General features: G+C 56.3%; 1 rRNA gene (only partly in view). It reads left to right on the forward strand.

What is annotated here, in order from left to right:
* Nucleotides 1-1,176: ribosomal RNA gene (locus ACFWV8_RS38150) — 23S ribosomal RNA — on the forward strand (it extends 2,032 nt beyond the left edge of the window).
* Nucleotides 1,177-1,216 lie beyond the last annotated feature (40 nt).

Consider the following 1,216-nt stretch of genomic DNA (forward strand, 5'->3'; position numbering starts at 1 on the left):
GTGTGAGCTGGGGGTGGCCGCAGAGACCAGCGAGAAGCGACTGTTTACTAAAAACACAGGTCCGTGCGAAGCCGTAAGGCGATGTATACGGACTGACGCCTGCCCGGTGCTGGAACGTTAAGGGGACCGGTTAGTCACACTTCGGTGTGGCGAGGCTGAGAACTTAAGCGCCAGTAAACGGCGGTGGTAACTATAACCATCCTAAGGTAGCGAAATTCCTTGTCGGGTAAGTTCCGACCTGCACGAATGGCGTAACGACTTCTCGACTGTCTCAACCATAGGCCCGGTGAAATTGCACTACGAGTAAAGATGCTCGTTTCGCGCAGCAGGACGGAAAGACCCCGGGACCTTTACTACAGTTTGATATTGGTGTTCGGTTCGGCTTGTGTAGGATAGGTGGGAGACTGTGAAGCTTGGACGCCAGTTCAGGTGGAGTCGTCGTTGAAATACCACTCTGGTCGTGCTGGATGTCTAACCTGGGTCCGTGATCCGGATCAGGGACAGTGTCTGATGGGTAGTTTAACTGGGGCGGTTGCCTCCTAAAGGGTAACGGAGGCGCCCAAAGGTTCCCTCAGCCTGGTTGGTAATCAGGTGTTGAGTGTAAGTGCACAAGGGAGCTTGACTGTGAGACCGACGGGTCGAGCAGGGACGAAAGTCGGGACTAGTGATCCGGCGGTGGCTTGTGGAAGCGCCGTCGCTCAACGGATAAAAGGTACCCCGGGGATAACAGGCTGATCTTCCCCAAGAGTCCATATCGACGGGATGGTTTGGCACCTCGATGTCGGCTCGTCGCATCCTGGGGCTGGAGTCGGTCCCAAGGGTTGGGCTGTTCGCCCATTAAAGCGGTACGCGAGCTGGGTTTAGAACGTCGTGAGACAGTTCGGTCCCTATCCGCTGCGCGCGTAGGAGTCTTGAGAAGGGCTGTCCCTAGTACGAGAGGACCGGGACGGACGAACCTCTGGTGTGCCAGTTGTTCTGCCAAGGGCATGGCTGGTTGGCTACGTTCGGGAGGGATAACCGCTGAAAGCATCTAAGCGGGAAGCCTGCTTCGAGATGAGGGCTCCCACCCACTTGATGGGGTAAGGCTCCCAGTAGACGACTGGGTTGATAGGCCGGATATGGAAGCACTGTGAGGTGTGGAGTTGACCGGTACTAATAGGCCGAGGGCTTGTCCTCAGTTGCTCGCGTCCACTGTGTTAGTTCTGAGACAACGAAC

It is taken from the genome of Streptomyces sp. NPDC058665 (assembly GCF_042714995.1).
Taxonomy (GTDB): Bacteria; Actinomycetota; Actinomycetes; order Streptomycetales; family Streptomycetaceae; genus Streptomyces.